This is a genomic window from Nocardia sp. NPDC051929 (assembly GCF_044548645.1).
Lineage (GTDB): Bacteria > Actinomycetota > Actinomycetes > Mycobacteriales > Mycobacteriaceae > Nocardia > Nocardia sichangensis.
The window spans coordinates 1-23,820 of sequence record NZ_JBIUCG010000032.1 but is presented as its reverse complement, the minus strand read 5'-3'; the positions used below and the strand labels follow the sequence as shown (position 1 = coordinate 23,820).

At 69.4% G+C, this 23,820-nt stretch carries 18 protein-coding genes; all 18 read left to right on the top strand.

Translation table 11 applies throughout. The features are described 5' to 3' along the window. The first annotated feature begins 38 nt into the window (after positions 1-38). The 18 genes from ACIHAX_RS34190 (at position 39) to ACIHAX_RS34105 (ending at position 23,436) form a co-directional block, all read left to right on the top strand. Positions 39-1,802 carry a penicillin-binding protein 2 gene (locus tag ACIHAX_RS34190; protein WP_364437227.1) on the top strand — a complete coding sequence of 588 codons (1,764 nt, stop codon included), beginning with the start codon at positions 39-41 and terminating at the stop codon, positions 1,800-1,802. A gap of 293 nt (positions 1,803-2,095) precedes the next feature. Continuing rightward, positions 2,096-3,670, top strand: coding sequence for a UDP-N-acetylmuramoyl-L-alanyl-D-glutamate--2,6-diaminopimelate ligase (locus ACIHAX_RS34185; RefSeq protein WP_397281743.1), 1,575 nt, complete (start codon positions 2,096-2,098; stop codon positions 3,668-3,670). Next, positions 3,667-5,205, top strand: coding sequence for a UDP-N-acetylmuramoyl-tripeptide--D-alanyl-D-alanine ligase (gene murF / locus ACIHAX_RS34180; RefSeq protein WP_397281741.1), 1,539 nt, complete (start codon positions 3,667-3,669; stop codon positions 5,203-5,205). The genes ACIHAX_RS34185 and murF overlap by 4 nt, the downstream gene beginning before the upstream one ends. Then, on the top strand, positions 5,202-6,278 hold the full coding sequence (mraY, locus tag ACIHAX_RS34175) for a phospho-N-acetylmuramoyl-pentapeptide-transferase (protein WP_039797126.1): 1,077 nt from the start codon (positions 5,202-5,204) through the stop codon (positions 6,276-6,278). The genes murF and mraY overlap by 4 nt, the downstream gene beginning before the upstream one ends. Before the next feature lie 47 nt (positions 6,279-6,325). After that, a complete protein-coding gene (gene murD / locus ACIHAX_RS34170) occupies positions 6,326-7,783 on the top strand; it encodes a UDP-N-acetylmuramoyl-L-alanine--D-glutamate ligase (RefSeq protein WP_355079697.1) in 1,458 nt (485 codons plus the stop codon). Between the two features lie 133 nt (positions 7,784-7,916). After that, positions 7,917-9,413, top strand: coding sequence for a putative lipid II flippase FtsW (gene ftsW, locus ACIHAX_RS34165; protein ID WP_397281739.1), 1,497 nt, complete (start codon positions 7,917-7,919; stop codon positions 9,411-9,413). Further along, entirely contained in the window at positions 9,410-10,513 is a 1,104-nt protein-coding gene (gene murG / locus ACIHAX_RS34160) for an undecaprenyldiphospho-muramoylpentapeptide beta-N-acetylglucosaminyltransferase (RefSeq protein WP_355079645.1), read from the top strand. The genes ftsW and murG overlap by 4 nt, the downstream gene beginning before the upstream one ends. Further along, a complete protein-coding gene (gene murC, locus ACIHAX_RS34155; protein WP_397281737.1) occupies positions 10,510-12,033 on the top strand; it encodes a UDP-N-acetylmuramate--L-alanine ligase in 1,524 nt (507 codons plus the stop codon). Before murG ends, murC begins: the two co-directional genes overlap by 4 nt. Positions 12,034-12,132: 99 nt before the next feature. Then, positions 12,133-12,762 (top strand): cell division protein FtsQ/DivIB, encoded by a 630-nt coding sequence (locus ACIHAX_RS34150; protein WP_397281798.1) that lies wholly within the window; start codon positions 12,133-12,135, stop codon positions 12,760-12,762. Positions 12,763-13,115: 353 nt separating this feature from the next. Beyond that, on the top strand, positions 13,116-14,360 hold the full coding sequence (gene ftsZ, locus ACIHAX_RS34145) for a cell division protein FtsZ (protein ID WP_355079649.1): 1,245 nt from the start codon (positions 13,116-13,118) through the stop codon (positions 14,358-14,360). Between the two features lie 547 nt (positions 14,361-14,907). Then, complete coding sequence (gene pgeF / locus ACIHAX_RS34140; protein WP_356965199.1) at positions 14,908-15,636, top strand: peptidoglycan editing factor PgeF; 729 nt, start codon at positions 14,908-14,910, stop codon at positions 15,634-15,636. 52 nt (positions 15,637-15,688) lie between these two features. After that, positions 15,689-16,450: a YggS family pyridoxal phosphate-dependent enzyme gene (locus ACIHAX_RS34135; RefSeq protein ID WP_397281733.1), complete on the top strand. Its 762-nt coding sequence runs from the start codon at positions 15,689-15,691 to the stop codon at positions 16,448-16,450. A 105-nt stretch (positions 16,451-16,555) separates the two neighbouring features. Next, positions 16,556-17,338 (top strand): cell division protein SepF, encoded by a 783-nt coding sequence (locus ACIHAX_RS34130; RefSeq protein WP_355079655.1) that lies wholly within the window; start codon positions 16,556-16,558, stop codon positions 17,336-17,338. A gap of 89 nt (positions 17,339-17,427) precedes the next feature. Continuing rightward, positions 17,428-17,730: a YggT family protein gene (locus ACIHAX_RS34125; RefSeq protein ID WP_039797136.1), complete on the top strand. Its 303-nt coding sequence runs from the start codon at positions 17,428-17,430 to the stop codon at positions 17,728-17,730. Positions 17,731-17,799: 69 nt separating this feature from the next. Then, complete coding sequence (locus ACIHAX_RS34120; RefSeq protein ID WP_355079657.1) at positions 17,800-18,657, top strand: DivIVA domain-containing protein; 858 nt, start codon at positions 17,800-17,802, stop codon at positions 18,655-18,657. 78 nt (positions 18,658-18,735) lie between these two features. Continuing rightward, positions 18,736-18,936, top strand: a complete 201-nt coding sequence (locus tag ACIHAX_RS34115; protein ID WP_355079659.1) for a hypothetical protein — start codon at positions 18,736-18,738, stop codon at positions 18,934-18,936. 270 nt (positions 18,937-19,206) lie between these two features. Beyond that, positions 19,207-22,341 (top strand): isoleucine--tRNA ligase, encoded by a 3,135-nt coding sequence (gene ileS, locus ACIHAX_RS34110; protein WP_397281731.1) that lies wholly within the window; start codon positions 19,207-19,209, stop codon positions 22,339-22,341. Between the two features lie 549 nt (positions 22,342-22,890). Continuing rightward, entirely contained in the window at positions 22,891-23,436 is a 546-nt protein-coding gene (locus tag ACIHAX_RS34105) for an NlpC/P60 family protein (RefSeq protein WP_355079663.1), read from the top strand. The last annotated feature ends 384 nt before the right edge of the window (positions 23,437-23,820 follow it).

Below are 23,820 nucleotides of genomic sequence, written 5' to 3'. Positions count from 1 at the left end.
GCCCGCTCCGGTTGCGCCTCGGCGTCGGACGAGTGGTCATGTTCGTCGCGCTCGCGGTCGTCGCGCTGCAACTGCTGTGGGTGCAGAGCGTCGCCGCGCCGGGACTGTCGGCCCAAGCGGCCAGCCAGCGCACCACCCATCAGCCCGACCCGGCCATCCGCGGGCCGATCACCGACCGCTACGGCAAAGCGCTGGCCTTCACCGTGTCGGCCAAGGCGCTGCATTTCCGGCCGGTCGCGGTCCGGAAGGAACTGGCGGACGCCAAGGCCAAGAACGACAAGGCGCCCGATCCGGATCAGCGGCTGCGCGACATCGCGCGCACCATCCACGAGAAGCTCGGCAAAGACGCGCCCGCGGAAGCGGACCTGCTGGCCAAGCTGAACAGCGACGAGCAGTTCGTGTTCCTCGCCCAAAATGTCGATCCGCGCATCGCGGACGAGATCACCGATAAATATCCGCAGGTGGGCTCCGACCAGCAGAGCCCACGGGTCTACCCCGGCGGGTCGCTGGCGGCGAATGTCGTCGGCGCTGTCGGTTGGGACGGTCACGGGCAGATCGGGCTGGAGTCGTCGCTCGACTCGGTGCTGGCCGGTACCGACGGATCGCACACCTACGATCGCGGCTCGGACGGCGCGGTCATTCCCGGCAGTTGGCGCGACGAGCAGCCCGCGGTCAACGGGTCCGCCGTGGAGCTCACCTTGGACTCCGATCTGCAGTACTACGTGCAGCAGCAGGTGCAGCAGGCCAAAGACGTCTCCGGTGCGGGTTCCGCTTCGGCCGTCGTCCTGGACGCCAAGACAGGGCAGGTCCTGGCGATGGCCAACGACAACACCTTCAATCCCGACCTGGGACCGCAGAAGTGGGCCAATGCCCAGCTGAGCAACCCGTCGGTCACGGACGTGTTCGAGCCCGGCTCGGTGAACAAGATCGTCACGGCGGCCGCGGCCATCGACTACGGCCTGACCGATCCCGACGAGGTGCACCAGGTGCCCGGCGCGATCCAGATGGCGGGTGTCACGGTGCACGACGCGTGGTCGCACGGCGTCGAGCCCTACACGACCACCGGAATCTTCGGCCGCTCTTCCAATGTGGGCACGCTGATGCTCGCGCAGCGCGTGGGCGAGGATCGCTTCGCCGACATGGCGCACCGGTTCGGGCTCGGGCAGCGCACGGGCATCGGCCTGCCGGGCGAGAGCGCGGGACTGATGCCGGACCGGGATCAGTGGTCCGGCGGCACCTTCGCCAACCTTCCTATCGGCCAAGGTCTTTCGATGACGACGCTGCAGATGGCCGGGATGTATCAGGCGATCGCCAACGACGGTGTCCGCATTCCGCCGCGGATCCTGCGGGCGAGGATCGCGCCGGACGGCGCCCGCACCGAGGAGACCCAGCCGGACGGCGTGCGGGTGGTGAGCAAGCAGACCGCCGCCACCTTGCGGACGATGTTCCAGGCGGTGGTGCAGCGTGACCCCATGAACGCCAACCAGAACGGCACCGGATGGCCCGCGGCCATCACGGGCTACCAGGTGGCGGGCAAGACCGGTACCGCGCAGAAGGTCGATCGCAATTGCCGGTGCTACTCCACGTCGTCGTTCTGGATCACGTTCGCGGGCATGGTTCCCGCGGAGAATCCTCGGTACGTGATCGGCCTCATGCTCGACGCGCCCGTGCGCAGTTCGGACGGCTCCGGGGGCGGTTCGGTGGCTCCGCTGTTCCACAACATCGCCTCGTGGGCCCTGCAGCGCGACCGCATCCCGCCGTCCGTCCAGCCGTCCAGGCAATTCGTCTTGCAGGCAGGGTGATCGATCCGCTCCGGGGATGTGCGGTCGGTAGCGAAGACATCGGATCGGTGTGGAGGAAGCAGCAGGTGAGTGCGGTGTTCGAGGGGCAAAGGCCGACGACGGCCCGCCGTGCGCGCCGCGTCCTCGCCCGGCGGCGTCCGAGTGCCGCGTGGCGCGGTCCGGGCCGGGCGGGCGAACCCGTAGGGTGCGGTGGGCGACCTCCCCGGCGTTGCGACGGGGCGCATGGTCCCGCCGTGACCGGTCGCCGGTAACCTGACACGTCGATCGCCGCCCCCGAAAGGAGCCTGGTTTCTGTGCAGTCCGGTCAACCGCGCGCATTGCGGCCAGAGCATTCGCCGTCAACGCCGCTGGCGTCGCTGGCCGCCGTCATCGGGGCCACGACGAGCGCCGAATCGGACGTGGCGGTCACCGGCATCGAGCAGCGCTCGGATGCCGTGCTACCCGGTGACCTGTTCGCCGCACTGCCCGGGGCCCGCGCGCACGGGGCGCGTTTCGCGCGCGACGCCGTCTCCCGCGGCGCGGTCGCGGTACTGACCGACGCGGCGGGTGCGGAACTGGCCGGTCCGCTCGAGGTGCCGGTGCTGGTGCGGGAGAATCCGAGGGCGGTGCTCGGCGAGCTGTCGGCCACGATCTACGGCAATCCGTCCGAGCGGCTGCGCATCGTCGGGATCACCGGAACCTCGGGCAAGACCACGACCTCCTACCTGGTGGAGGCGGGCCTGGCCGCCGCGGGGCTGTCCACCGCGCTGATCGGCACGATCGAGACCAGGATCGGCGGCAGGCGGGTGCCGAGCGCGCTGACCACTCCGGAGGCGCCGCAGCTGCACGCGATGTTCGCGCTGATGGTCGAGCAGGGCGTGGACGCGGTGGTGATGGAGGTATCCAGCCACGCGCTGACGCTGGGCCGGGTGGACGGAGTGCGGTTCGCGGTGGGCGCGTTCACCAATCTGTCCCAGGACCACCTCGACTTCCACGCCGACTTCGAGGACTACTTCGCCGCCAAACGCAAGCTGTTCGAACCCGATTCGCCGGTCGCGGCCCGCACCGCCGTCGTCTGCGTGGACGACGAGTGGGGGCGGCGGCTGGCCGCCGGCCTGCCGAACCCGGTCACCGTCTCGACCACCAGGACCGCCGCCTGGAGCGTCACCGGCGCGGTGTCGGCGCACGGCGGCGAACAAGACTTCACCGCGGCCGGTCCGCAGGGCGAAACTCCCGTACGCCTTCGGCTTCCCGGCCGCTACAACGTCGCCAACGGCCTGCTCGCGGTGGCGGTGTGCGCCGCGGCGGGCGTCGAGCCGTCGATCGCGGCTCCGGCGCTGGCGACCGTGGACGTGCCCGGCCGCATGCAGCGGGTGGAGCGCGGACAGGACTTCTTGGCGATCGTCGACTACGCGCACAAGCCCGCGGCGTTGGAGTCCGTGATCGCCACGCTGCGTGGTCATCTCGCGGCCGACACCGCGGGACGGCTCGCGGTGGTGGTCGGCGCGGGTGGCGACCGGGACGCGGCGAAGCGGCCGCTGATGGGCGCCGTAGGCGCGCGGGGCGCCGATCTGCTGATCATCACCGACGACAACCCGCGCACCGAGGATCCGGCGGCCATCCGCGCCGCCCTCGGCTCCGGTGCACTGGAGGTCCCGGAAGCCGAACGCGGCGAGGTGCGGGAGATCGGAGACCGAGCGGAGGCCATCGCCGCGGCGGTGGCGTGGGCGCGCCCCGGTGACGTGGTGCTGATCGCGGGCAAGGGACATGAGGCAGGGCAGGAGATCCAGGGCGTGAAGCACCCGTTCGACGACCGCGACGTACTCGCGGCCGCATTGGAAAGACGCAGTCCGCAAGGTAACCACGCGGAGGACTTGACGGTTTCATGATCGAGATGACACTGCGGGAGATCGCGGAGGTCGTCGGCGGCACGCTGCACGACGTCGCAGACCCGGAGGTGCGAGTGACCGGCGCGGTCGAATTCGACTCGCGCCGAATCGGTTCCGGCGATCTGTTCCTGGCGCTGCCGGGTGAGCGCTCCGACGGCCACGACTACGCGGGCGCGGCGGTCGCCGCGGGCGCGGTGGCGGTGCTTGCGGCGCGGCCGGTGGGCGTGCCCGCCATCGTGGTCACGCCAGGCGGCGGCGACGTGCCGTCGAGTTCGGTCGCGCTCAGCCACGATGCGGACGGATCCGGCGCCGCCGTGCTGACCGCGCTCGCCGCGCTCGCCCACGCCAGCGTGTCGCGTCTCGCCGCCGACGGCGGGCTCACCGTCGTCGGCGTCACCGGCTCGTCCGGCAAGACCTCCACCAAGGACCTGCTGGCCGCCGTCCTGGCGCCGCTGGGCACGGTGGTGGCCCCGCCTGGGTCGTTCAACAACGAACTCGGCCACCCGTGGACGGCGTTGCGCGCCGACGCGGGCACCCGCTTCCTGGTGCTGGAGCTGTCCGCGCGCGGGCCCGGGCACATCGCGGCGCTGGCCGAGGTGGCGCCGCCGAGCATCGGCGTGGTGCTCAACGTCGGCACCGCGCATCTCGGCGAGTTCGGCAGCCGCGAGGCCATCGCCAAGACCAAGGGCGAGCTGGTCGAGGCGCTGCCGCCCACCGGTCTCGCCGTGCTCAACGCCGACGATCCCCAGGTCGCCGCGATGGCCTCGCGCACATCGGCGCGGGTGGTGACCGTCGGGCAGGCCGCGACCGCCGACGTGCGGGCCACCGACATCCGGCTCGATGACCAGGCCAGGGCCGCGTTCACCGTGCACACGTCCGCGGGCAGCGCCCAGGTGCGCCTGGCCGTGCACGGCGAGCACCACGTGGGCAACGCGCTGTCGGCGATCGCGGTCGCGCTGGAATGCGGCGCCGATCTGGACACCGCCGTCGCCGCGCTGTCCGACGCGCGCGCCGCGTCCGCCCGCCGGATGGACGTACGGACCACCGCGGACGGGATCACCGTCGTCAACGACTCCTACAACGCCAATCCGGACTCGGTCCGCGCCGCGCTCAAAGCGCTGGTGAGCATGGCGCGCGCGGCCGAGACGCCGCGGCGCAGCTGGGCGGTGCTCGGCGAGATGGGCGAACTCGGCGAGGAATCCGTCCTGGAGCACGACGCCATCGGGCGGCTCGCGGTGCGGTTGGACGTCAGCCGGGTGGTCGCCGTCGGCACCGGCAGGCCCGCCCGCGCGCTGCACCAGGGCGCGGTGATGGAAGGGTCCTGGGGCGAGGAATCGGTCCTCGTGCCCGACATCGCGGCCGCGATCGCGCTGCTCGAGCAGGAAGTGGCCCCCGGCGACGTGGTGCTGGTCAAGGCATCGAAGTCGGTCGGCCTGTGGGAGGTCGCCGAGCATCTGACCGACCCGGCCGCCGTGGCCGCACGCGGCGGCGCGGCGGACAACGGGGTGGGACAGGACACGGAGGCAGCAGGATGAGACAGATTCTCTTCGCCGCGGCGATCGCGCTGACGGTCTCGATCCTGCTCACCCCGCTGCTGATCCGGTTGTTCGCCAAGCAGGGCTTCGGGCAGGAGATCCGGGTCGACGGTCCCGCCAGCCATCAGGCCAAGCGCGGTACGCCGACGATGGGCGGCGTCGCCATCCTGGTCGGCATGTGGGCCGGTTACCTGGGCTCCCACCTGATCGGCATCGGTTACGACGCCGACGGGCCGTCGGCGTCGGCGTTGCTCGTGCTCGGGCTGGCCACGGCGCTGGGCGCGGTGGGTTTCGTCGACGATTTCATCAAGATCCGCAAGCAGCGCAACCTGGGCCTGACCGCGGCGGGCAAGTATCTCGGCCAGCTGTCCTCGGCCGTGATCTTCGGCATCCTCGCCTTGCAGTTCCGCGGCGGCAGCGGGCTGACGCCCGCCAGCAGGCACCTGTCCTACGTGCGCGACATCAGCACGGTGACCATGGGCGTGGTCGTGTTCCTGGTGTTCGTCTGCTTCGTGGTGGTCGCCTGGTCCAACGCGGTGAACCTCACCGACGGACTCGACGGGCTGGCCGCCGGATCGATGAGCCTGGTGCTGGGCGGATACGTGATCATCACGTTCTGGCAGTACTACCACGCCTGCGAGACCAAGCCCGAGACCGGCTGCTACAACGTGCGCGATCCGCTGGATCTCGCGCTGGTCTGCGCCGCGGGCGCGGCGGCGTGCGTCGGGTTCCTGTGGTGGAACGCCGCACCGGCCAAGATCTTCATGGGCGACACCGGTTCGCTCGCGCTGGGCGGCCTGCTGGCAGGCCTGTCCATCACCACCCGCACCGAGCTGCTGATGATCGTCATCGGCGCGCTGTTCGTCGCCGAGACGGCGTCGGTGGTGCTGCAGGTCGCCGTCTTCCGTACCACGCGCAACCGGCTGTTCAAGATGGCGCCGTTCCACCATCACTTCGAGCTCAGCAAATGGGCCGAGACCACGGTGATCATCAGATTCTGGCTGCTGGCCGCGATGGCCTCCGCCGTCGGGCTCGGGCTGTTCTACAGCGAATACCTCTCCGCGGTCGGGTGAACGAGATGGTCGAACATTCGCCGCGGGCTCTGCGCACCCCAGGGCCCATGCTGGAATTCCTACGCGGACGCGACGTTCTGGTCGCGGGCTGGGGCGTGTCGGGACGCTCGCTGGTGGAACCGCTGCGCGACATCGGCGCGCGTCCGGTGGTGACCGACGGCGGCGCAGCGGCCCTGGCCGAGGCGGCCGGGCTCGGGCTGGACGTCGCCACCACCGCGGAACTGGAGAACGCGGACTGGAGCCGGTTCGCGCTGGTGATCACCAGCCCGGGCTGGCGGCCGGACTCGCCGGTGCTGGCGTCCGCGGTCGCGGAGGGTACGCCGGTGTGGGGCGACGTGGAGTTCTCCTGGTGGGTCGATCAGGCCAGGATCTACGGTCCGGTGCGCAAATGGCTGGTCGTCACCGGCACCAACGGCAAGACCACCACGACCCAGATGACCCACGCGATCCTGCGCGCGGCGGGCATCGCCAGCGTCGCGTGCGGCAACATCGGCCTGCCCATCCTGGATGCGTTGCGGCGCAACCCCGGTCCGCAGGTGCTCGCGGTGGAGCTGTCGTCGTTCCAGCTGCACTGGGCGCCGTCGGTGCGTCCGGAGGCGGGTGTCGTGCTGAACGTGGCCGAGGATCACCTGGATTGGCACGGCGGCCTGGACGCCTACGCCGCGGCCAAGGCCAGGGCGCTGGTCGGCCGGGTCGGCGTGGTCGGCCTGGACGATCCGGTCGCGGCCTCGCTGGCCCGCAAGTCCAAGGCGCGCCGGACCGTCGGGTTCCGGGTGGGCGTGCCCGCCGACGGCGAGCTCGGCGTGGTGGACGGCAAGCTGCTCGACCGCGCGTTCACCAAGGCCGCGATCCTGGCCGAGGTCGGCGACATCAGCCCGCCCGGCCCCGCCGGCGTCGCCGACGCACTCGCCGCCTCCGCGTTGACCAGGGCGATCGACGTCGCGCCGCAGTTCGTCCGGGAAGGCTTGATCGAGCACAAGGTCGGCCCGCACCGCGCGGCGTTCGTCCGCGAGCTGTCCGGCGTCGAGTTCGTCGACGACTCCAAGGCCACCAATCCGCACGCCGCGCGCTCATCGATCCTGGCGCATCCGCAGGTGATCTGGGTGGCCGGTGGCCAGCTCAAGGGCGCGCACGTCGACGACCTCGTCGAGGAGGTCGCCGACCGCCTGGTCGCGGCGGTGCTGATCGGCGCCGACGCACCGGTGCTCGCGGCCGCGTTGGCGCGACACGCGCCCGAGGTCCCCGTCGTCGAGCTGATCGCGGGAGACGATGCAGGGATGGGTGATGAAGCGTCGAGGGCCGCCGCGGCCGACGCTGTCATGGCGCGGGCCGTGCGAGCGGCCGCCGGGTTCGCCCGCCGCGGCGACACCGTGCTGCTGGCTCCGGCCGCCGCGTCGCTGGACATGTTCGCCGATTACACCCACCGGGGTCGCAGTTTCGCCCAGGCGGTGCACGCCCTGGAAGACGGTGACCTCGGAACCACCGATATCGGGGGTTTGCGATGACTGCCGACCGGGGCGGGCGGGGTATCGACACCCGCCCCGGTCGGTCGAGTCGCTTTCGCGGACGCGCAAGCATCCTCCGCCTCCGCTGGTTCGCTGTGACAGTGGTGCTACCGGCGCGGGCCGCGGGTGTCTCGTGACTTCGGGCAACGGCAGGCGGTGGACCGGTAAGGCGGCCCGGACCTCGGGCGCACGAGAAGCCGGGACGCCATCCCGGCGTGGCCGCGGCGTAGGGACGGGTCCCGGTTCGTGGCTGGCACGGCCGCTCGCGTCCTTCCATCTCGTCGTCACCATCGCCACGCTGCTGACGGCCCTCGGACTGGTCATGGTCCTGTCCGCGTCCGGCGTCGTCGAGTACGCCGAGGGCGGGTCGGCGTACTCCCTGTTCATCCAGCAGACGTTGTTCGCGGCGATCGGCGCGGTGCTGTTCTATCTGGCCCTGCGCGTTCCGCTGCGCCTGTTACGCCAGGCGTCGTTCCCGCTGTTCGCGATCTCGGTGCTGGCGCTGGTGCTCGTGCTCATTCCGGGCATCGGCACCAGCGTGCAGGGCGCGCGCCGCTGGCTGATCCTCGGTCCCGTCTCGGTGCAGCCGTCCGAGGTCGTGAAGGTGACCTTGATCGTCTGGGGCGCGCACTTGCTGGTTTCCCGGCGAGCGATGGGTTCGAGTCTGCGCGACATCCTGGTGCCGCTCGTCCCGGCGGGTGTGCTGGTCTGTCTGTTGATCGTGGTCCAGCCGAATCTCAGCACCACGGTCGCGGTGGGCATCATCCTCGGCGCCTTGCTGTGGTTCGGCGGACTTCCGATCCGGCTGTTCGTGACGATCGCGGTTTCCGGCGTCGTCGCCGCGGGCGTGCTCGCCATGTCCGCCGGTTACCGGTCGAATCGGGTCCGGTCCTTCTTCAATCCGGGCTCCGATCCGCAGGGCGACAACTATCAAGCTCGACAGGCCCTGTATTCCCTTGCCGACGGAGGGATCTGGGGCAGGGGCCTGGGACAGAGCCGGGCCAAGTGGAGCTACTTGCCGAACGCCCACAACGACTTCATCTTCGCGATCATCGGGGAGGAGCTGGGCTTTCTCGGTTGCGCACTGGTGCTGGGCCTGTTCGCCTTGTTCGTCTACACGGGACTGCGCATCGCCAGCCGGTCGGCGGATCCGTTCCTGCGGCTGCTGACCGCCTCCGCGACCACGTGGATCGCCGGACAGGCCATGATCAACATCGGGTATGTCGTCGGTCTGCTGCCGGTCACCGGGCTGCAGCTGCCACTGGTGTCCGCCGGCGGCTCATCGCTCGCGATCACCTTGCTGATGTTCGGGCTGATCGCCAACGCGGCCAGGCACGAGCCGGAAGCCGTCGCGGCGCTGCACGCCGGACAGGACGGTCGTTTCAGTAGGCTGTTGCGGTTGCCCAAACCCGAGGTGTACGCGCCGGCTCGGGCGAGCGCCCGACGTGGCCGGGCGCCGCGGCCGTCCGATCGCGGATCCTCGGCGCTGCCGCAGGGCAGGCGGGGGCGTGCGGAACCGGCGCGCCGCCGCTCGCCGGAGAGTCGCGGCACCAGCTCGGCGCGTGCCACCAGGGCTTGGGAACCCAGTTATCCGGTCAATCACGCAAGAGAACGGGGAAGATCCAGGTGATCTCGGTAATCGTCGCGGGCGGCGGCACGGCGGGCCACATCGAACCGGCACTGGCGGTGGCCGACGCGTTGCGGCGGCTCGACGATTCCATCCGGGTGACGGCGCTGGGCACCGAACGCGGTCTGGAGACCCGCCTGGTTCCCGAGCGCGGCTATCCGCTCGAGCTCATCCCTCCGGTTCCGCTGCCCCGCAAGCCCACCGCCGATCTGCTGCGGTTACCCGGTCGGGTGCGCGCCTCGGTGGCGGCCACCAGGGCGGTCATCGATGCGGTCGAGGCCGACGTGATCATCGGTTTCGGCGGGTACGTTGCGCTTCCGGCGTATCTCGCCGCCGGCGCGGGTGTGCTGCGCCGCAGACGCCCGGTGCCGGTGGTGGTGCACGAGGCCAACGCCAAGGCCGGTATCGCGAACAAGGTCGGCGCCCGCCGCGCCGCTCGGGTGCTCGCGGCGGTCCCGGACTCCGGCCTGGCGGACGCGCGGGTGGTGGGCATTCCAGTGCGCGAATCGATCACCGGACTGGACCGCGCCGCACTGCGGGCCGAGGCGCGGGAGCACTTCGGCCTTCCGTCCGAAGGCCCGGTGCTGCTGGTCTTCGGCGGTTCCCAAGGCGCGCGGACGCTCAACGACGCGGTCTCGGGCGCCGCGCCCCAGCTGGCCGCCGCGGGCATCTCGGTGCTGCACGCGCACGGGCCCAAGAACACCATCGACGTGGACGGATCCGCCGCGGACGGCGCTCGCTACGTCGCCGTGCCGTACCTGTCCCGGATGGACCTCGCCTATGCCGCCGCCGACGCGGTGGTCTGCCGATCGGGCGCGATGACCGTCGCGGAGGTCTCGGCGGTGGGGCTGCCCGCGTTCTACGTGCCGCTGCCGCACGGTAATGGGGAACAGGAACTCAACGCTCGGCCCGTGGTGCGCCAGGGCGGTGGCAGAATTGTCCCCGACTCCGAGTTGACGCCGAAGTACGTGATCGATGAGGTGATTCCGCTGCTCATGGACTCCGCACGGCTGACCGAGATGGGCCGGGCCGCCGCAGGCGCCGGGCACCGCGACGCCGCCGACGAGGTGGCGCGGATCGCGCTGGAGGTGGCGCGCCGATGAGCGACACGACCGCAGATCGGGTGGTCCAGGACGCGGGCGTCGAACGGACCGCGCTGCCCCCGGAGCTGGAGCGTGTGCACATGGTCGGCATCGGCGGGGCCGGGATGTCCGGCATCGCGCGGATCCTGCTCGCACGCGGCGGCGCGGTGTCGGGGTCGGACGCCAAGGAGAGCCGGGGCGTGCTGGCGCTGCGCGCTCGCGGCGCTCAGGTGCGGATCGGGCACGACGCCACCGCCTTGGACCTGCTACCCGGCGGCCCGACCGCGGTGGTCACCACTTACGCCGCCATTCCGAAGACCAACCCGGAGCTGGTCGAGGCCAACCGGCGCGATATCCCGGTGCTGCTGCGCCCCACGGTGCTGGCCTCGCTGATGCGGGGGTATCGCACCTTGCTCGTGTCCGGTACGCACGGCAAGACGTCCACGACCTCCATGCTCATCGTGTCGTTGCAGCACTGCGGGTTCGATCCGTCGTTCGCGGTGGGCGGCGAGCTGAACGAGGCGGGCACCAACGCCCACCACGGCACCGGTGACATCTTCGTGGCCGAAGCCGACGAGAGCGACGGCTCGCTGCTGCAATACGACCCGGACGTCGCCGTGGTCACCAACATCGAGTCCGATCACCTGGATTTCTTCGGCTCCGACGAGGCCTACGTGCAGGTCTTCGACGACTTCGCCGACCGCCTCGCCGCGGGCGGCCTGCTGGTGGTGTGCCTGGACGATCCGGGCTCGCTGGCGCTGGCCGAGCGAGTCGGTGCGCGCTTGGCCGAGCGAAACGTCCAAGTCCTCGGCTACGGCTCCGGCGAACTCGCCGACGCGCCGGTCCCGGTGGGCGCCCGGCTGCACAGTTGGGAGCCGCGGGACGTCGGCGGCATCGCGCAATTCCAGCTCACCGACGAGGCCGCGCCGCGCACGCTGCGCCTGTCGGTGCCGGGCAGGCACATGGCGCTCAACGCGCTCGGCGCCCTGCTCGCCGCCCGGGCCACCGGCGCCGATGTCGGCGAGATCATCCAGGGCCTGGAAGGGTTCGGCGGTGTGCACCGCCGGTTCCAGTTCGCCGGTCGGGAGAACGGGGTGCGGGTGTTCGACGACTATGCCCACCACCCCACCGAGGTGCGCGCCGTGCTCGGCGCCGCCGCCGAACTGGTCCAGCAGGAGGCGCGCGACGGAGCCCGGTCCAGGCAGGGCCGGGTCATCGTGGTCTTCCAGCCACATCTCTACAGCCGGACCGCGACCTTCGCCCAGGACTTCGGCGCCGCGCTCAGTCTGGCCGACGAGGTCGTCGTGCTCGATGTCTACGGCGCGCGGGAGAAGCCGCTGCCGGGCGTGAACGGAGCGCTGGTGGCGCAATCGGTGACCAAGCCGGTGCACTACCAGCCGGACATGTCCCGGGTCGGGCGCCAGGTCGCGGGGCTGGCGTTGCCGGGCGACGTGGTGATCACCATGGGCGCGGGCGACGTGACGATGCTGGGCGGTCAGATTCTCGACGGATTACGGGCGCGTCCCCAGCACGGACGGTGACCCGGCGTGCGCGGGGTCGGGTCGGCGCGCGCAGCCGGGCGCCGCGCGGGTGATCGGTTCGGCGAGCTCGACTGGCGCCGAATTCGCCTGTGGGGATTGCTGAGCGTGTGCGTCCTTGCAGTGCTCTGTGTTCTCGCCTGGTTCACCCCGGTGCTCTCGGTGCGCAGCGTGCGAATCGAGGGCGCGGTGGCGGTGCCCGAACAACAAGTGCGGGATGTGCTCGAAATTCCTTCCGGCCGCTCGATCTTGCGGATCGACACCAATGCCGTGGCACGCCGGGTGGCGAGCATTCCGAAGGTACGCACGGCACGGGTGCAGCGGGTGTTTCCGTCCACGGTTCGGGTGACGGTCGTCGAGCGCGCCGCGGTGTTGTTCTACGACAGCAGGGAAGGCGCGCATCTGCTGGACGCGGACGGCGTGGAATTCGCGGTCGAGCCGGCTCCGATCGGCGTGCCGAAGTTGATCACCGATCATCCCGGCGGCGCCGATCCGGTGACCAGGGCTGCGGTCTCGGTGATCGCCATCGTGCCGCCTGCGCTGGCGGTTCAGGTGAGCGAGGTTGTGGCACGGTCCATTTCGGATATTTCGCTGAATCTGAAGGGCGGCCGCACGGTACTCTGGGGCGGGAGCGACGACGCCGAACGAAAGGCGGCGGTCGTGTTGCCGTTGTTGACGCGCCCCGGAACGGTGTTCGATGTGTCGAGTCCCAATCTGGTCACGGTAAAGTGATCCACACCCATTGCGCCCAGGTAATTTTCGGCGGTCCGGGAGTTGTTCCGGCGCCGAGAAGGGAGCCGGGGGGCAACCGTTCACCATACGACGTGTGGAGCGGCGAGACGAGCGGGATCACGCAAGATTCTGGCTCTCGTTTCGGCGCGCCTGCGCGCGTATCGCGTCGGCTGCGAATAGCGTTCCGCACCAGTCGGATACTTGACATAACGCTAACCCTATGGTTGAGCTTTAGGGTTTGCCCGAGCCGCGGTTCGCTCCTCGTAGCGACCCGACCCCCGGACCGGGCCGAAAAAGCGGTGTGCCGAGCATCCGGAAACGACAGGCTTTAGATCGAAGGAAGGCGAGAGCCCATGACGCCCCCGCACAACTACCTTGCGGTGATCAAGGTCGTCGGTATCGGCGGCGGCGGTGTGAATGCCGTCAACCGGATGATCGAGCAGGGACTCAAAGGTGTCGAGTTCATCGCGGTCAACACCGACGCCCAAGCGCTGCTGATGAGCGATGCCGACGTCAAGCTCGACGTCGGCCGCGAGCTGACCCGAGGTCTCGGAGCAGGCGCGGACCCCGAGGTCGGCCGTAAAGCCGCCGAGGACCACAAGGACGAGATCGAAGAGGTGCTCAAGGGCGCCGACATGGTCTTCGTGACGGCGGGTGAGGGCGGCGGCACCGGCACCGGTGGCGCCCCGGTCGTCGCGCAGATCGCGCGCAAGCTCGGCGCGCTCACCATCGGCGTGGTCACCCGCCCGTTCTCCTTCGAGGGCAAGCGGCGCGGGAATCAGGCCGAGGTCGGCATCAATCTGCTGCGCGAGTCGTGCGACACGCTGATCGTCATCCCGAACGACCGGCTGCTGCAGCTCGGCGACGCGGCGGTGAGCCTGATGGACGCGTTCCGCTCCGCCGACGAGGTGCTGCTCAACGGTGTGCAGGGCATCACCGACCTGATCACCACCCCGGGTCTGATCAACGTCGACTTCGCCGATGTCAAGAGCGTGATGTCCGGCGCGGGCAGCGCGCTGATGGGTATCGGCTCGTCGCGCGGCGAGGGCCGCTCGGTGAAAGCGGCCGAGGCGGCGATCAATTCGCCGCTGCTGGAAGCCTCCATGGACGGCGCGCACGGCGTGCTGCTGTCGATCGCGGGCGGGTCCGATCTCGGGCTGTTCGAGATCAACGAGGCGGCTTCGCTGGTGCAGGAGGCCGCGCACATCGAGGCCAACATCATCTTCGGCACCGTGATCGACGACTCGCTCGGCGACGAGGTGCGGGTCACCGTGATCGCGGCGGGCTTCGACGGCGGCGGCCCGGCCCGGCGCACCTTCGAGACGTCGGGTCGCAGCACCATCGGCACGGCGCGGTCCGGTGAGATCGGGCAGAGCCGAACCAGCGAGTTGACCGCGCGAAGCAGCGACAGCACGCCGAGCACGTCCGTCACGGGTACGGCTGGCCGCGGCACGTTGCCGAGCTACCGGGACACCGAACGGCCGCGCACCCTGGGCGAGCCGTCGGTGACGAGCGGCACGCGACCGCACATCACGCCGCCGGATGCCGACGACGATGACGACGACGTGGACGTGCCGTCGTTCATGCGGAGGGGCTAGGCGTACCTCCGCCTTCGCTCCAGCCATGCGCGTGCTGAAGACGGACTGCGTCCGGCAGCGCCCATTAGGCGTACCTCCGCCTTCGCTCCGGCCATGCGCGTGCTGCGTACCTCCGCCTTCGCTCCGGCTATGCGCGTGCTGCGTACCTCCGCGTTCGCTCCGGCTATGCGCGTGCTGCGTACCTCCGCGTTCGCTCCGGCCATGCGCGTGCTGCGTACCTCCGCCTTCGCTCCGGCCATGCGCGGGCTGAAGACGGACTGCGTCCGGCAGCACCCATCGGGCGCTGGAATCCGGTTCCGGCGCAGGCCGGGACCGAGCTGGAAAGAGCGATCCCGGCCCGCGCCGGGACGCGTCGGAGGGATACGCCGAAGCGGTCCCGAAGCACGACTGTGCACAGGAATTCGGGGGACGCCGGTGCGGGGGCCGGCCGGGCGGGACCGGGCGCCGAGGCGCTCGATACGACGCGACTGATTCCGTCCCGGGGGAATATTCGCTCTCTACCTGGGCATTTCGACGCCCTTCACCGAGCGCCACTACGCTCGTCGCCATGACTATCGCGCCGACCATCACTGTCCGACGGGTCACCACGACCAGGTCCGGAGGCTTCTCGGCGCCACCCTACGACTCGTTCAATCTGGGCGACCACGTCGGCGACGATCCGACGGCCGTGCGGCGCAACCGCGACCGGCTGGCCGAGGGCATCGGCCTGCCGCCGGAGCGCCTGGTCTGGATGGAACAGATCCACGGCCGCAACGTGGAGATCGTCGACGGGCCGCGCGCCGAACCGGTCCCGGCCACCGACGCGCTCGTGACCACCGTGCCGGGTCTCGCGCTGGTCGTGCTCACCGCCGACTGCGTGCCCATCCTGCTGTCCGACGACGAGGCGGGCGTGATCGCCGCGGTGCACGCGGGGCGGATCGGCGCTCGCATCGGCATCGTGCCGCGTGTGCTCGACGCGATGGTCTCGGTCGGCGCGCGCCTGGATCGGGTCGGCGCGCTGCTCGGGCCCGCCGCCTCCGGCCGTCAGTACGAGGTTCCCGCCGCCATGCGCGCCGACGTCGAAGCGCATCTGCCCGGCAGTGCGACCACCACGGTCCGCGGCACGCCGGGCCTGGATCTGCGCGCGGGAATCTCCCGGCAGCTCACCGAGGCAGGCGTCGGCGCGATCGCGGTGGACCCGCGGTGCACCATCGAGGACCGCACCTTGTTCAGCCATCGCCGTGGCGCGCCGACCGGCCGGATCGGCGGGGTGATCTGGATGGAGGCCGCCGCGTGACCGCGCGAATCGCCCGTCTGGTCGACGCGCCGTGCGCCGGGGAGGCGCGCGCATGAGCGCCGAAGCCGGGGCCGCGGTGGACGGCGCACTCGCCGCCAGGACCGCCGAGCTGTCGGACAACCTTGCCGGTCTGCTCGCTCGCATCGACGCGGCGTGTCGCGCCGCGGGTCGGTCGCCGGATTCGGTGCGGCTGCTGCCGGTGACGAAATTCTTCCCGGCTTCGGACGTGGCGATCCTGCATCGGCTCGGCCGGCGCGAGTTCGGCGAGTCGCGGGAGCAGGAGGCGGCCGCCAAGGTGGCGGCGTTACGTGAGGAAGACCTCTCCGGCATCCGCTGGCACATGATCGGGCGGTTGCAGCGGAACAAAGCGCGCAGTGTCGCCCGCTGGGCGCACACGGTTCACTCGGTCGACAGCGAACGTCTGGCAACCGCTCTGAACGCCGGCGCGGTGGCTGCGCTGGAGGCGGGCGAACGCACCGAACCGCTGCGGGTGTTGCTCCAGGTGAGCCTGGACGACGACCCCGCGCGAGGGGGTGTCACGGCCGCTGATCTTCCCGTGCTCGCGCAACGGATTGCGGACGCTCCGGGATTACGTTTGTCGGGTCTGATGGCCATTCCACCCTTGGGTTCGGAGTCCGATGCCGCATTTGCGCGACTTGCGATGTTGCACACGTTGTTGGTCGCCGATCATCCGGACGCGACAGAGCTTTCCGCGGGAATGTCGGGTGATCTGGAATGCGCGATCGAACATGGTTCGACGGTTGTGCGTGTCGGTACCGCCTTGATGGGTATGCGACCGATAACCTCGGGCTAGCAAAGAAACCTCATCAGTCACATTCGACACATATGCTGGGATCTGACGAGGGCTGAGCAAGACTTCAACACCCGGCCGCCACCGGGGCCGAAGGAAGGTCGACCAATGAGCACGCTGCACAAGTTCAAGGCGTACTTCGGCATGGTTCCGCTCGAGGATTACGAAGACGACTACGTCGACGATCGCGCTCCCCGAGGGGTGGACGAGCGCGGCGCTCGCAGGCCCCGGCCCCGTGACTACTCCGACCGCGACGGCTACGTCGATCGCTACGCCGACGATCGGTACGGCGCAAGCCGTTTCGACGACGTCGACTATCCCGAGCCCGCGTACAAGTCGCCCTACAAGGCGGGTTACTCGGTGTCGCGGCGCGACGACTACGCCGACGAGCCCTACGGCGACGACCGCTACGACGCGCCCCGGCGTCCGACCCGGATCGACTCCGCGCCGTCGGGCCGGTTCCGCGCGGGCGGGAGCCCGCCTCCGCTGCGCGGTACGACCCGTGGCGCGCTCGCCGTCGATCCCGACGCCGAGGAGCGCAGGCTGGAGGAGCGCGTGCGTCCCGAGCCCGCCCCGGTGCGGCGGCCCGGGATCTTCGAGGACGGAGGCCCCTTGTCCAAGATCACGACGCTGCGCCCGCGCGATTACAGCGAGGCTCGGATCATCGGCGAACGCTTTCGCGAGGGCAATCCGGTGATCATGGACCTGGTGGATCTGAGCAACGCCGACGCCAAGCGGTTGGTCGACTTCGCCGCGGGCCTGGCCTTCGCGCTGCGCGGATCGTTCGACAAGGTGGCGACAAAAGTGTTCCTGCTCTCACCGGCCGATGTCGACGTATCAGCGGAAGAACGCAGACGCATCGCGGAAACCGGCTTCTACAACCAGAAATAAGCTCGTGATCTGGGGGGTGGAGCAGACCGGTCGCAGGTTGTGCGGCGCGGTCATTTTGCGCGAAGCGATTTTTACGGCAGAGTGAACTCGTGGCCTTGTTCGCGGTGCTGTACTTCGTACTGTTCATCTTCTGGCTGTTGCTGATCAGCCGGGTGATCGTCGAGTTCATCCGTAGCTTTGCCCGAGACTGGCGTCCTACCGGTGTCGTGGTCGTCGTCCTGGAGGTGATCTTCACGATCACCGATCCTCCGGTGAAACTGCTCAGGCGCTTGATACCTCCGGTGTCACTGGGCGGAATTCGCCTGGATCTGTCGATAATGGTCCTGCTTTTCATCGTCTTCATCCTGATGTCGATCGTGGGCAGGCTCGGGCAGCCGGTAGCTCCGGTGTGACAGAATGGGCCGTGAAGACAGCTTGCTAGATCTGCTAGATCTCCAAAAGACGCGTGAAGGGATCCTTCCATGCCGCTGACCCCAGCCGATGTGCACAACGTCGCGTTCAGCAAACCGCCGATCGGGAAGCGCGGCTACAACGAGGATGAAGTCGACGCGTTCCTGGATCTGGTGGAGCAGGAGCTCTCGCGTCTGATCGAGGAGAACGCCGATCTGCGCCAGCGGGTCGCCGAACTCGACGCGGAATTGGCCGACGCGAAGAAGAACCGCGGCCCGGCCGGAGTGAACAGTCCGAAACCGCCGATTCCGCAGGCCCCGCCGCCGCAGCCGGAACCGATCAAGCCCCCGGTTCCCGTCGCCCCGCCCGCTCCGATGCCCGCCGCGCCGGTGGCCAAGGACGCGCCGGGCGCGGACGCGAACCTGCAGGCCGCCAAGGTGCTCAGCCTCGCCCAGGAGATGGCGGATCGGCTGACCAGCGACGCCAAGAGCGAGGCGGAGAGCTTGCTGTCGAATGCCAGGGCGAATTCCGAGCGACTGGTCGGAGACGCCAGGACGCGGTCGGAGGCCATGATCGCCGACGCCCGTCAGAAGTCGGATGCGATGCTGACCGACGCGCAGAGTCGTTCGGACAGCCAGCTGCGCCAGGCCAAGGAGAAGGCCGACGCGCTGCAGGCGGACGCCGAGCGCAAGCACACCGAGATCATGGCGACCATCACCCAGCAGCGCAGTGTGCTGGAGAGCCGGATCGAGCAGCTCAAGACGTTCGAGCGGGAGTACCGGGTGCGGTTGAAGTCCTACCTGGAGTCGCAGCTGGAGGAGCTGGAGAACCGTGGCTCGGCCGTTCCGGTCGACGGCGGCGAAGCCTTCGCGGATGCCAACACGGCGAACAACCTCGCGCCGGCGTCATTCGCCAAGGGCGGCAAGTAGCGCGCCGCGCCCCAGCACAGCAGTTCGCATACCGTTTAGAGGAACTGTCGAGCCGCCCGGCATGCCTTGGGGGTCACCATGCTCGTCTTGACACTCGTCCTTGCCGCGATCGGCTTCGCCCTGCTCGTGGCCGCGCTCACCACCGGATCGGTGATCTGGGCGTGGGGCTGCATCGTGGTGTGCGTCATCGGCGCGATGCTCTTGTTGGTGAGTGCTTTGTCCATGCGGAGTCCGGATAGTGATTCCCCGCCGCCTCCTGGTCGTCATGCCAAACGCTGACCTGCCTCACAAAGTGAGTTGACCGCTCGGGCTAGAATCAAACATGAATACGGCGTCGATCCGGCCATCACCGGGGAGCCTTCGGAAGAACGGCGGCACGGCCTGCGGGCCGGGCGCTCAGTAGAACCGAACGGGTGAGCCCGTCACAGCTCGCGAATGAGAGGTCCGGTGTCGCCACGCCGGACAAGCGGGGTGGTACCGCGGTTTCGGCGCACCGGGCGCCGTCATCGTCCCCGTGCCAACGACTCGGCACGAGGAGACGTATCCGCAATGGCGGACCAGACTTCCAGCAACAGCGCGTACCCGCGCGTCGACCTGAGCGTCGGCAGCGGGGCGTCGTTCCCCGAGATGGAGCGCCGCGTGCTCGACGCGTGGGCGGCCGCCGACACCTTCCGCGCGAGCATCGAAAACCGTTCCGGCGCAGCCGAATTCGTCTTCTATGACGGGCCGCCCTTTGCCAACGGTCTGCCGCATTACGGACATTTGCTCACCGGATACGTCAAAGACCTCGTCCCGCGTTTCCAGACGATGCGCGGCAAGCGGGTCGACCGGCGATTCGGCTGGGACTGTCACGGATTGCCCGCGGAAATCGAAGCCGAAAAGCAGCTCGGTATCACGGACAAATCACAGATCGACGCGATGGGGCTCGCGGAATTCAACGCGGCCTGCAAAACATCGGTGCTGCGCTACACCGGGGAATGGCGCGACTACGTGACGCGCCAGGCTCGCTGGGTCGACTTCGACAACGACTACAAGACGCTGGACACCGACTTCATGGAGTCGGTGATGTGGGCGTTCAAATCGCTGTACGACAAAGGGCTGATCTATCAGGGCTTCCGGGTGCTGCCCTACAGCTGGTACGAGCAGACGCCGTTGTCGAATCAGGAAACCCGCCTCGACGACGCCTACAAGATGCGCCAGGACCCGGCGGTCACCGTCGACATGGCGTTGCGCGTGCCCGCGGAGCATCCGCTGCACGAACTCGACGGCGCCAACGCGCTGATCTGGACCACGACGCCGTGGACGCTGCCGTCCAACTTGGCGATAGCGGTGCATCCCGACGTTCGCTACGTGCACCTGCGCGCGGCCGACGGCAAACGCTATGTGCTCGCGGCCGAACGGGTTTCGCACTACGCGCGGGAGTTCGGCGCGGAGCCGGAGGTGCTCGCCGAGTTCGATGGCGCCGCGCTGGCGGATTTGTCCTACGCGCCGCCGTTCGACTTCTTCCTCGGCCATCCCCACGCCCACCGCGTGCTCACCGCCGACTACGTGACCACCGACTCCGGCACCGGCATAGTGCATCTCGCACCCGCCTTCGGTGAGGAGGACATGGACGTCGCCTCCGCGCACGGCATCGAGCTGGTGCAGCCGCTGGACCCGGGCGGCAGGTTCACCTCGATGGTTCCGCCGTACGAGGGCCTGATGGTGTTCGACGCGAATCCGGTGATCATCAAGGACCTCAAGGCCGCGGGAAAGCTGTTGCGGCACGAGACGATCGAGCACTCCTACCCGCACAGCTGGCGCTCCGGACAGCCGCTGATCTACATGGCCGTGCCGTCCTGGTTCGTGGCGGTCACCAAGTTCCGCGATCGCATGGTGGAGCTGAACAAACAGATCACCTGGGTGCCCGAGCACATCCGCGACGGCCAGTTCGGCAAGTGGCTGGAAGGCGCGCGCGACTGGAACATCAGCCGCAATCGATACTGGGGCAGCCCGATCCCCGTGTGGGTGTCCGACGATCCGGCCTACCCGCGCGTCGACGTGTACGGCTCGCTGGACGAGCTGGAGCGCGACTTCGGGGTGCGCCCGGCCGATCTGCACCGCCCGATGATCGACGAGCTCACCCGGCCGAATCCCGATGACCCGACGGGCCGCTCGACCATGCGCCGGGTGCCGGAGGTGCTGGACTGCTGGTTCGAGTCCGGCTCGATGCCGTATGCCCAGGTGCACTATCCGTTCGAGAACAAGGAGTGGTTCGACAGCCACTTCCCGGGCGATTTCATCGTCGAGTACAACGGCCAGACCCGCGGCTGGTTCTACACGCTGCACGTGCTGGCGACGGCTCTGTTCGACAGCCCGGCGTTCAAGACCGTCGCGGCGCACGGCATCGTGCTCGGCGACGACGGCCTGAAGATGAGCAAGTCCAAGGGCAATTACCCGGACGTCAACGAGGTGTTCGACCGGGACGGCTCGGACGCGATGCGCTGGTTCCTGATGAGTTCGCCGATCCTCCGCGGCGGCAATCTCATCGTCACCGAGCGCGGCATCCGCGAGGGCGTGAGTCACGCGCTGCGACCGCTGTGGAACGCGTGGACGTTCCTGCAGCTGTACGCGTCGAAGCCCGGTGTGTGGCGCACGGATTCGCCGCACGTGCTGGATCGATACATCCTGGCGAAGCTGGCGCGCACCAGGGACGTGATCACCGAGGCGCTGGAGACCTACGACATCGCGGGCGCCTGCGATGAGCTGCGCTCGTTCGCCGACGCGCTGACCAACTGGTACGTGCGGCGCTCCCGCTCGCGGTTCTGGAGCGAGGACCGCGACGCGGTGGACACCCTGCACACGGTGCTCGAGGTGGTCACCCGGCTGGCCGCGCCGCTGCTGCCGCTGATCACCGAGGTGATCTGGCGCGGCTTGACCGGCGGTGAGTCGGTGCACCTGGCCGACTGGCCGAAGGAGGGCGAGCTGCCGGACGATCCGGAGCTGGTCGCCGCCATGGACGAGGTGCGCCTGGTGTGCTCGACGGTGCTGAGCCTGCGCAAGGCGCAGAACCTGCGGGTGCGGCTGCCGCTGGCCGAGGTCACCATCGCCGCGGCCGACGCCGAGCGGCTGGCGCCGTTCGCCGACATCGTCGCCGACGAGGTCAACGTCAAGAAGGTCGATCTGACCACCGACGTGGACGCGCACGGCCGGTTCGAGCTGGTGGTCAACGCCCGCGCCGCGGGGCCGCGGCTGGGCAAGGACGTGCAGGCGGTCATCAAGGCGGTGAAGGCCGGTGACTGGGCCGAGGACGCCGACGGCACAGTCCGGGCGGCCGGCATCGCCCTGCTGCCGGAGGAGTACACCCAGCGTCTCGTGGCGGCCGAGCCCGAGTCGACCGCGGCGCTGCCCGGGAACGCGGGTCTCGTGGTGCTGAATTCGGTGGTCACCGAGGAGCTGGAGGCCGAGGGCTGGGCGCGGGACCTGATCCGCGACCTTCAGGAGACCAGGAAGTCCGCCGGGCTGGACGTCTCCGACCGCATCACCGTGGTCCTGGACGTTCCGGCGGACCGGGCCGCGTGGGCCGAGACGCACCGTGACCTGATCGCGGGGGAGATCCTCGCCACCACGCTGACCTTCGGCGACGCCGGAGCGGAGGCCGCCGATCTGGTCGGCGGAGTGCGGGCGCAGATCGCCAAGGCCTGAGCGCCGGGTTTCGAGCCGGGGCGGGACCGAAAGGTCCCGCCCCGGTTGCTGTTCGAGCGGTCTTGGTGCCGTTTGTTCCGAGCCGATCGGTGGCAGCGATCCGAGCCTGCCGGAATCGGTCCGCTCGATGTTCTCGGCGGGGCCGGACAGGTCCGGGCGCGGTCTGTTCGGTCGCCGATGCCCCGGGTCGCTCACCTGGCGCCCGCGTACCGCACGCGACCGGCCGGCAACACGATGGCAGGGTTTTCCGATCTCAAACCTGGTATTCACGGCGCAGTCTGGTGATTTAGATCACATGCTGAGAATTTGCTGATTCCCGACAATTCGCCGATATCCCAGGCACAATCTGCGGTGTCGCTGCTGTTACCCAGGTGATCTCCGGGGCGGCAGTTTCTCTTTTCAGTGTGTCCTACTTGGAATTTGGCCGTGCTGGGAATGTGACCGGCGCGGGTGGCCGCGGCTCCGCATCGGAGGCCGCTGCTGATGCCATGTATTAGCCAGGCTGCCGATCGGCGGCCAGTCAACCGCGCCCATGGAAGGGGCGAGCACGTGCCGAGAAAATCGTTGCACCGCATCGCACTCGGATTCCTGCTCTCGATCATCACGATCCTCCTGTTCGCCGGACCCGCCTGGGCCGACACCGGCAGCGCCTCCGGCAGCGGGCCGGGCAGCGCGTCGTTCGGCTCGGCGGGTAGCGGCAGTTCCTCGTCCGGCAGCGCCAGCGGCTCGGCCGACCTGCCGATACCCAGTGTGTTCGGCGTCGGCGCGCTGGCCGCGGCGACGACGCAGATCGGCAAGCCGTACGAATGGGGTGGGACCGGCCCCGACAGCTGGGACTGCTCGGGCCTCGTGCAGTGGGCGTACCGTCAGGTCGGCGTGAGTCTTCCGCGGACCACTTGGCAGCAGGCGAAGGTGGGCGCGCCCGTCCCGCGGGGCTCGCTGTCGCTCGGCGACGTGATCGTGCTGAACAGCGATGGCTCGCACGTCGGTATCTATGCCGGAAACGGCCGGGTGCTCAACGCGTACGGTCAGGGCGTGCCGGTCGGCTTCACTCCGCTGGACGAATTCGACATCTACGCCATCCGTCGCTTCTGAGCGCGGCTACTCCGGCGCTGAAACGGCCCCGACCCGCGAATTCGGGTCGGGGCCGTGGCGAATCGGCCGCGGACGTCACATGCACCCCAGTCCGCCGGTAGGAACCGAATGGGCGGCGTGGACCGGGACCGGTGCGCCGACACCGGAAGCCGCCCTCGTCACCCTCCGGTGTCAGGCGCGCCGCCGCATTCCGGTGTGCGGGAGCCGCGATACGGCCCGGACGTGCGCTAGGGGGTGTTTCGAAGTAGTTGATGGGGTGGGGCCCCCCCGCGGGGGCCCCCCCAAAAACGGGTTTCGGGGCAGATTTGTTCGGCGTGGGGGGTTTGTGTTGTGTCAGCGCGTTGGTTGAGCTGTCGCAGAAATACCCATAATACCGGCGAGACG